4 protein-coding genes are annotated in these 6,598 nt (G+C 68.0%); 2 read left to right on the top strand and 2 right to left on the bottom strand.

All coding sequences use genetic code 11. The features are described 5' to 3' along the window. The coding region (locus JWP28_RS13720) for a HutD family protein (protein WP_299543719.1) at nucleotides 1-515 on the top strand (515 nt) is incomplete at its 5' end. Here the strand turns inward: JWP28_RS13720 and JWP28_RS13715 are convergent. Continuing rightward, on the bottom strand, nucleotides 509-3,391 hold the full coding sequence (locus JWP28_RS13715; protein WP_299543718.1) for a flavodoxin domain-containing protein: 2,883 nt from the start codon (nucleotides 3,389-3,391) through the stop codon (nucleotides 509-511). The genes JWP28_RS13720 and JWP28_RS13715 overlap by 7 nt on opposite strands. 382 nt (nucleotides 3,392-3,773) lie before the next feature. Between JWP28_RS13715 and hutC the strand changes: the two genes are divergently transcribed. After that, nucleotides 3,774-4,535: a histidine utilization repressor gene (gene hutC / locus JWP28_RS13710; protein ID WP_299543716.1), complete on the top strand. Its 762-nt coding sequence runs from the start codon at nucleotides 3,774-3,776 to the stop codon at nucleotides 4,533-4,535. A 51-nt stretch (nucleotides 4,536-4,586) separates the two neighbouring features. On the opposite strand, the gene JWP28_RS13705 is transcribed toward hutC, so the two are convergent. Next, nucleotides 4,587-6,572 carry a TonB-dependent receptor gene (locus JWP28_RS13705; protein WP_299543714.1) on the bottom strand — a complete coding sequence of 662 codons (1,986 nt, stop codon included), beginning with the start codon at nucleotides 6,570-6,572 and terminating at the stop codon, nucleotides 4,587-4,589. Nucleotides 6,573-6,598: the final 26 nt, after the last annotated feature.

The raw sequence follows: 6,598 nt of genomic DNA, 5'->3' as shown, positions 1-6,598 counted from the left end.
AGATCGCCGCCTATCCGACCGGATCGGACTTGGAGACGTTCGAATGGCGGGTGAGCACGGCGCTCGTAGCCGCTGACGGGCCTTTCTCGGTCTTCGGAGGTGTCGAGCGCACGCTGGCGGTCCTGGACGGCGATGGCCTGACCCTGCGGATCGGGGGCGCGGCCCCGGTGCTGCTGCGCCCGGACGACGATCCATTCGGATTCCCGGGCGACGTTGCCGCGGCGGCGAGCCTGGTCGGCGGGGCGGTGACGGACCTCAACGTGATGAGCCGGCGCGGCGCCTGGTCGGCCCGCGTTCAGCGCCGTAGCCTCGGCTCAGCCGCGACGCTGACCGCCGAGACGGACGCCTGCCTGATCCTGGTCCGGGACGCCTGCGAGGTCCGCGCCGGGCCATCGGCTCGACAGCTTGTCCCGGAAGACGCCCTGCTGCTCGCCCGCGGCGATCGGATCGAGCTCGTCCCCAGCCGCGGCGCGGCTCGCATGCTCGTCGTAGAGCTTTCGCGATCGGGTCAGTAGACGTCGCGGCGATAGTCTCCGCGGGAGATCAGCTCGTCGAAGGCCGGCTCGCCCAGGATGCCGGCCAGCGTGTCGGTGACCGCCGGGGCCATGCCGTCGACGCTGCCGCAGACATAGACCACCGCACCCTGGGCGATCCACGCGCGCAGGTCGTCGGCGCACTCGGCCATGCGATGCTGCACATAGCGGCGCTCCGCTTGATCGCGGGAGAACACCAGGTCCAGGCGCTCGAGGTCCCCGGCCGCATGCAGCGCGGCGAGTTCGTCGCCGTAGAGGCAATCCGCCGCGGCGTTCCGCTCGCCGAAGATCAGCCAGTTGCGGCGATGCCCCAGCCGCGCGCGCCTGCGGATGTGCGAGCGCAGCCCCGCCAGGCCCGTGCCGTTGCCGATCAGCAGGATCGGCCGGTCGTCCGTAGGCGGATGGAAGCCGACGTTGCTGCGCAGCCGGAGCGGAATCTCGTCGCCGATCGCCGCCCGATGGGTAAGCAGCGACGAAGCCGCGCCCACTTCGCCGGCCTCGTCATGGATTTGACGGACCAGCAGATGCACCCGCCCGTCGCCGGGCTCAGAGGCGATGGAGAACTCCCGGGGCCGGGCGTCGCCAACCCCTGCGACATGCTCCGGCCAGGTGACCGCCAGGGTCTGGACGATGTCGCCGGATTCCCACTTCGGACCGCCGGGCAGCGGCTCCAGTTCCAGGTGATAGACCGGCCAGCCTGCGCTCCCGGGATTGAGGTGGCGGCGCTCGGCCAGCCGCCAGGGCTGGAAGGGCGCGCGTTCGACGGCGAGCTCGTCCAGGCGTCCGGTCAGGCCCGCGAGCCCTCGCGACCATTGCGCCAGGGCCTGCGGATCCAGGTCGTGCATCTCGATCGTCGGAAACAGCCGCCGGGCGCCGCAGGCCTGCAGCCAGTCGTCGACGACATGGCCAAAGCCGCAGAACGCCCGGTACTGCCGGTCGCCCAGCGCCAGCATTCCGTACTCGAGGCCCGGCAGCGGTTCGGACCGGCGCAGCACCCGCCGTTCGAACGCCGTCGCCTGGTCGGGCGCATCCCCGTCGCCGGCGGTGGCGACGATGAAGATCGCCCGGCCGACCTCGGCCAGCAGCCGGGCGTCCACCTGTCCGAGGTCGCGCAGGACCGTGCGCTGTCCGGCGTTCTCCAGCGACGCCGCGGTCTTGTCGGCCAATCCCCTGGCGGTCCCGGTCTGGCTCGCATAAGCCACCAGCACCAGGTCCGAGCGCACCACCGGGGCGGCGCGGGCCGGCACGCTCGGCGCGGCCGGAGCGAAGCGTTCGAAAAGCGCCGCGGCCCCGCCCGGCGCGGGCGCAAGGCCGGTCCGCTGCAGGCGGCGATAGCCGATGGTCAGCGCCGTGATGGAGATCAGCAGCCCGGGCAGGGTCACGCCGAACATGACGAGGTCCCACCAGGGACGGCGCTGCAGCAGCCAATTCCAGTCCAGATCGTGGATGGCGACGACCGTCCAGCGGTCCAGACGGGACGTCTTGTCCATCAGCCCCAGGAGCGCGCCGGTCTCGGCGTCGAAGTGGAACCAGGTGGCCGCCGGATCGTCGAAGACCACCCGCACGACGGGCAGCTTCTTCTTGTAGAAGCCGCTGTGCCAGTATTCGTCGCCCTGGGTGAGCAGCGTCGCGCCGGCGACATGCGCGCCGGGCATGATCCTGCGCGCCGCCGCGACGATCTGGGCGGTCGAGAGGATTGCGGCCTGACCGGTGGCGGCGTCGACCAGGCGCGGCTTGCCGGCCCCGTTCTCGAGCGCGATCAGGGGCCGGCCCCCAACCCAGCGGAAGGTCGCCCGCCTTGCGCCCCGGTTGTTCGCCTCCAGGGCGGCGATCCCCGGCCAGGCGAACGACGGGCCGGCCCCGCCGGCGTAGGCGTTGCGCTCGGCCCGCTGGACGCCGCGCGTTTCGAGCACGCCGCCCGGGTACATCGTGAACAGGCCGCTGCCGACCCACAGGGTGAGGAAGACGCCCCCCAGGACCCCTGAGACGTGGTGCCACTTCATCCACCCCGAGAAAGGGGTCCGGCGGCCATTGGCATAGCGCAGCCTCAGCCGCAGGCGGCTGAAGCCGATCCAAAGGCCGCTGACCGCCACGAAGATGCCGGCGCCGGCCAGGATGTAGATGGTCCAGGACCAGGCCGGCGTGTTCCAGCGCAGGGTCTCGAAATAGAGCCAGTGCGGGATGGCCCCGAACCAGTTCCACACGCGCTGATAGCGGCGGGTGTCGAGCACGATCTCGCCCGTCGCCGTCGAGACGTAGTACTGCGTCCCGGCCTTGTCGTTCAGGTGGATCAGGTGGAATGGGCGGTCCGCATTCCAATAGCCGGTGACCGTCCACTGGTCGCGGTTGAGGTCGCGCTTCGCCAGCGTCGCGGCAGGCGCGCCCAGTTGTTCGCGAACGATGCGGACGGCGTCTTCGCCTGAGACCTGGCCGATCGGACGGCCGGTGGCGGCCGAGACGGTGTGATGATGCTTCGCCCAGTCGGTCACCCGGTAGACCGGCTGGCCGCCCGACATCTCCAGCCGCAGTTCTTGTGGGAACTCCGGCAGTCCGAGGCGGCCAAGCGCGGCCTCCGGCGTGACCTGCACCTGGCGCCAGTCGATCGGCTTCAGGACCGCCAGCCGGTCTTCGAGGCTCATGGCCGGGAAGCGCACATAGGCCAGCACCAGGCCGCTGACGAACCACATGACGAACAGGATGCAGGCCAGCACGCCCAGCCAGCGATGGATGGTTATGATGGTCTGCTGAAATCGGTCCTTCAGCGCCACCCGGCTGTCGCCCGATCGCGCGGGTCCGAAATCCAGGTCCCCGACGGCGGCCGCGCCCCGCGGCTGCCGCATCATGCCGTCGCTGCCCATGACCACCCCATGTCGCGTCCACGCCGCCTGACGAACCCGCGTCGGCTGCTGACCGTGGTGCGGTCATTATGTATAGACAACAGCAAACTGCACGCCGGAAGGTGCGGTGCGGCCCGACAGTCGCGCGGTGCGCATAATCCGGGCGTTCCCGCCTCGACTTCGATCACAATCCACACAATCCGCCCGCCTCCCCGCCGCTGGCTTGCCACATCGAGGCGCGCCAAAGCCATGTCCAGACGGTCTTGTGGCTGAAATAATTGAGTGTGATAGGCCCCTGCCTGGTCGTAGGTTGAACGGCGGCCTGAGCGTACCCGCAGTCCTCAAGTCCATGGTCGCCGGAACCACCGTTGAGCGACCCGATGCCCCCTGGAGATCACCTCGCGTGACGAAGCCTGCCCCGGAGCCCACCCCGGACGCCCGCCTGCGTGTTGCGGGCCACACCCTGCACCAGCAAATCCGATCGAACATCGAAAAGCAGATCCTGTCCGGAGCCTGGAAGCCCGGCTATCGGATCCCTTTCGAGCACGAGCTGGTCCAGCAGTACCGCTGCTCCAGAATGACCGTGAACAAGGCCATCGGAGAGCTGGTGAACGCCGGCCTGGTGGTTCGCCGCAAGCGCGCCGGTTCGTTCGTGGCCCAGCCGCCCATCCACTCCGCGATCCTGGATATCCCCGACATCCAGGCGGAAATTCTCGAGCGCGGGCAGACCTACGCCTACACGCTCCTGCGCCGCAGCCTGCGAAAGCCCGCCCAAGGCAAGACGGCGGAGCGGGAATTGGCGGGCGCCGGGCGGCTGATCGCCCTGCAATGCCTGCACAGCGCCAACGGCCGCCCGTTCGCGCTTGAGGACCGGCTCATCAGCTGCGCGGCGGTGCCGGAGGTTGTGGCGGTGGATTTCGAGGTCACATCGCCGGGCGCCTGGCTCCTGGGACACGTCCCCTGGACGGCCGCTGAGCACCGCATCGCCGCCGTCGGCGCCTCCGACACGACGGCGAAGCTGCTGGACATCGCCAAGGGCACGGCCTGCCTATCGCTGGAGCGGCGTACCTGGCGCGACGGCGTCCCCATCACCCAGGTCCGGCAAACCTTTCCGGGCGACAGCTTCGACCTGGTGGCGAAGTTCACGCCCTCGCGGGCCAGATAGGCGCTCGCCGCCACGATCCGTGGCGGCGAAACCTGCAGACGCTTGGCGGCGCTAGAATTCGTAGCTGTAGGTCGCCCGGAAGGTCCGCGGCAGGCCAAGGTTCACGTAGGTGTAGGGCGCGCTGCAGGCGTTGGGGCTGTCGGTCGGCACGTCCAGGCACCCCTTCGCCGGCTTCCCATATTGGCGATCGAAGAGATTTTGCACGCTGAGGTTCAGGGTCTGATGTCGGTCTTTTCCGAAGAAATACCGACCCGAAAGATCGAACACGCCGTAATTTCCGTAATCCAGCCTTTTCCCCGAGACGGTGTTGTATACGTCGCCAGTGTAGATTGCCGAAAGGGTCACGCCGATGGGCAGTTCCGGCGGGTGATAGTCCAGGAATACCTTGGCAAGCGACGTCGGAATTTTTATGAGCTGCGGCGCGCCTTCGGGATGCGAGCTGTTGTGGGTGTAGCTCACCTTCGTCGAGACGGCGTCGGACAGCTCGGCGTTCACCGACGCCTCATAGCCGCGGACCCGGACCGTGCCGGCGACGTTGCCGAACACGTCCTGGCCGGTCGCGGCGTCGAAGGTGGCGTAGTTGATCAGGTTCTTGATGTTGCGCGCGAAGCCGGTGACCTCCCAGTTGACCGGCCGTGACGCCATGTCGAACAGGCCCCCGAACGAAGCATTCAGGCTCGAACTGCTCTCCGGCTGGAGACCGGGGTTGCCCCGCTCGTCCTGCGGGTCGTTGGCGAACAGCTCTTCGGCGGTCGGGAGACGGAAATTCGTGCCGACGTCGCCCTTGACGTACATCGACCAGGGCAGGTCGTATTGCCCGCTGACGTTCCAGATCGTGGCCGACCGCCCGACGCTTGGCGAACTGTAGCGCACGCCCGCGGCCAGGTTGAGGTTCGGGATCAGGTCATGGGTCAGCCGCAACTGCGCGAACCCCGCCTGCGTCGTCTCGTCCTGCTGGGTTATGACCAGCACGTCGTCGCGCCCGCCGTAGGACTGCACGTCGTATCCGAAGTAGGTCTCCACACCCTTCGTCAGCAGGAGCTTGCCCAGGACGTTTACGCCGTAGTCTTTGTAGCCCCAGAACGCATCATGGTAGAGGACGTCGATCGTGCCCGGCTTGGCAAGGTCATTGTATTCGGTTTCATAGGTCGTATGCCATTTGTGGTAGTAACCCTTGACGTAAAAGCTCAGCCGATCATTCACGTCGTAGTCTAATTTCAGGGAAACGAGGTCCTCCTGGCGCGTGTTGACCTCGCGGGAGACCCGGTACGGCAGGGCATAGTCCAGCTTCGCGTCCGTGTGTTGATAGGCGGCGCTGAGCTGGATCTGATCCGTGAAGTTGTACGCGTACTTGCCGCCGAGGGTGTAGACGTCATAGCCGCGGCTACGGTCCGTCGCGCTGGGCTGGTAGTCCTGCTTGCGGAAGGCGTCGAAGCCGCTCGAGGTGTCAGCCGAGCCGTAGACGACGAACTGGCTGCGGCCGATGCTGTTGCTGAAGAAGCTGTCGAGGTGGCGCCCGCCGTTGGTGTCCGCCCCGATCGTGGCCATTCCGGCGGGCGAGGTGGAGAACGGACGCGTCACCACGTTAACCGCGCCGGCGACTGCCTGGGTGCCGTAGAAAAGCGCCTGGCCGCCTTCCAGCACTTCGATCCTGCTGACCATGCTGGCGGGCATGGTGTCGAGCGGGGTCGTCCCGGCGTACAGCCGGTTGTTGATCCGGATCCCGTCCACCAGCCAGAGCACGTCCTGGGTCCGCGATCCGAGTAGCGAGATGTCGACGTAGTCGAACGGGCCGTTCTTCGCCTGGATGTAGAGCCCGGGCGCGAGGGCCTGCAGCGACTGGGCGATGTCGATATAGCCGCCGTTGCGGATGGCCAGGTCGGTGATGACGTCGACCTTGACCCCGGTCTGGGCGAGTTCCTCGGGCAACGAGTCCTCGAGCTTATGGCCGGTGACCTGAAGCTCTTCGACGGCCGCGGCCCCGGACGCGCCGGCGGCAGCGGCGTCTTCGGCGGCGGACGCGGCGCCGCTGCTCATGAAACAGAAGGCGAGGACAGACGCGG

It is taken from the genome of Phenylobacterium sp. (assembly GCF_028290885.1).
Taxonomy (GTDB): domain Bacteria; phylum Pseudomonadota; class Alphaproteobacteria; order Caulobacterales; family Caulobacteraceae; genus Phenylobacterium.
This window is presented reverse-complemented; position numbering and strand designations above follow the sequence as displayed.